The following is a 1,831-nucleotide window of genomic DNA, read 5'->3' on the forward strand; positions in this document are numbered from 1 at the left end:
CGGAATGAAGCGAAAGTTTCACGTTCCGTTCTGAAGGAGAGGTAGGGGTAGAAATGCCCCTATCGACTCTAACTACCAGAAGCACTCTTGAAGTTGGGCCTTACCCCTACTTCATGAACGAATTATAGCAATCCTAAGTGATTTTCTAGAACCGTAACATCTGAAAGTCTTGCTATACAACAAGTCTAGGCAGACAAGAGGGCGTTGTGTTGTGAGACTCAGATCGGATTGCTATAGTAGTGGATCTTCACCCATACTTCAAGCAGCTTCCCAACTCAAACTTGTCTGTGAACAAAGCGTTAATCCAGTCTTAGCAGTCTTAGACGCCCGAATATGGCAATGCAAATTGGGTACTGGCGCAAGCAGACATTCAAGCTGATTGCTTAATGAGACTCCGAAAGAATGCCTGGAAAGTGGTCAGCACCACCAGCATATAGTGGCCGCGGCAGACCACGAAAACACGGGCAAAAAATGAGGCTGAATGACCCAACCACATGGCTCGAAGCGGATGCTGTGATTGAAATTGACGAACATCCACAGTTGGGACAAGTCCGAGTCAGTCAATGGCTTGACTTGCATTTTTATCGTGCCGCTGAACACAGAGTCAATTTAATCCTCGTCGAAAGAATGAAGCCCATGTCAAACGGTCAGCCGTTTCCACCCTTATGGTTGGCCTGGGTGGGAGAACGAACTCTACCCTTAGAAACAGTCTGGTTTAAGTATTTACGACGCTTTGGAGTGGATCATTGGTATAGATTTGTCAAGCAACGATTACACTGGACATTGCCTAACCTAAGAACTCCCGAACAATCCGAGCGTTGGAGTGATTTAATGCCGCCCCGGAGTTGGCAACTCTGGCTAGCTAGGGATTTAGTGGTTGAGAATGTATTACTGCAGGCAATCTGCTACAACCAATTTAACCCCTGGACGTGTTGCCCAATCAATGTTGTAGATTTTAGTTCAATGTCACTGAAAAAGTCTCGATCGCAAGGCCTGTTTACCTTTTAAGATAGAGCGAGGTTCCTGCATTCGAGGATACGGCTTTGGCCTGTGTTTCAACACCCGAGGTTCGGAACGCTCAGGTCGTATCGTGAGTAAATTAGTTGCCACCTGCGACAACAGAAATTGATGCCATTGTCGCTGTTGGCGCTTTCCTGTAGTTGCCAACAGCGTCAATAACTGATTAAACTGCTGCCTTGTTGATTGGAAGGAGATTTGAAAAGCTGTATGTTCTGATGAAGATACTGACTGCCACATAATGGTACGTAATAAAGTGTAAGCCAATAAGTGTATCCAGATTTCCTTTCTGACCATTGCCGGAGTTTTAGCTGTTAACATCTCCATTTTCAAAGTTGTTTTAAGATGACGGAGACTGACTTCAGCAGCAGACCACCGCAGCCCGTATAACTGAGTTAATTTGTGAACAGTGTAGCGTTTGGCGTCCAGTAACGTTGTGACTACAATAATACGCTCGTCTCGGAAGCCACGGTGTTGAATTCGCTCTTCAGACTTCCCGAACAATGAAATTAGATGGTAATTCCTCGAATTCCTCATTACTCATGTGTTTGGGACACTGTTGAGGCTTATTCCAGACTACTTGATGGTCGCCAATTCCCAACTTCTTGCCCCGCCCTTAAGTCAGTTTTACGGAGATGATTTTTCCGAAAAACAGCGTCGGCTCCCTGCTGTTTTACCAAAACTAAATCGACATAATTGCCGTAAGCTCGATCAGCTAATATCACATCGTCGGGAACTATAGTTATTTCAAATAAGTATGAGACACTCTTCATGCACAATAAGCACGAATAACTTCATCAAGAGATGTGTTAGG

At 44.9% G+C, this 1,831-nt stretch carries 3 protein-coding genes; 1 reads left to right on the forward strand and 2 read right to left on the reverse strand.

Going from position 1 to position 1,831, the window contains the following annotated elements:
- Window positions 1-402 precede the first annotated feature (402 nt).
- A complete protein-coding gene (locus tag QUB39_RS30375) occupies window positions 403-1,008 on the forward strand; it encodes a hypothetical protein (protein ID WP_333058661.1) in 606 nt (201 codons plus the stop codon).
- On the opposite strand, the gene QUB39_RS30380 is transcribed toward QUB39_RS30375, so the two are convergent.
- Window positions 967-1,521, reverse strand: coding sequence for a transposase (locus QUB39_RS30380; RefSeq protein WP_333058660.1), 555 nt, complete (start codon window positions 1,519-1,521; stop codon window positions 967-969). The genes QUB39_RS30375 and QUB39_RS30380 overlap by 42 nt on opposite strands.
- Before the next feature lie 62 nt (window positions 1,522-1,583).
- Entirely contained in the window at window positions 1,584-1,790 is a 207-nt protein-coding gene (locus tag QUB39_RS30385) for a hypothetical protein (protein WP_333058659.1), read from the reverse strand.
- Window positions 1,791-1,831 lie beyond the last annotated feature (41 nt).

Origin of the sequence: Microcoleus sp. AT8-B5, assembly GCF_036705565.1 — a bacterium.
In the GTDB taxonomy this organism is placed as follows: Bacteria; Cyanobacteriota; Cyanobacteriia; order Cyanobacteriales; family Microcoleaceae; genus Microcoleus.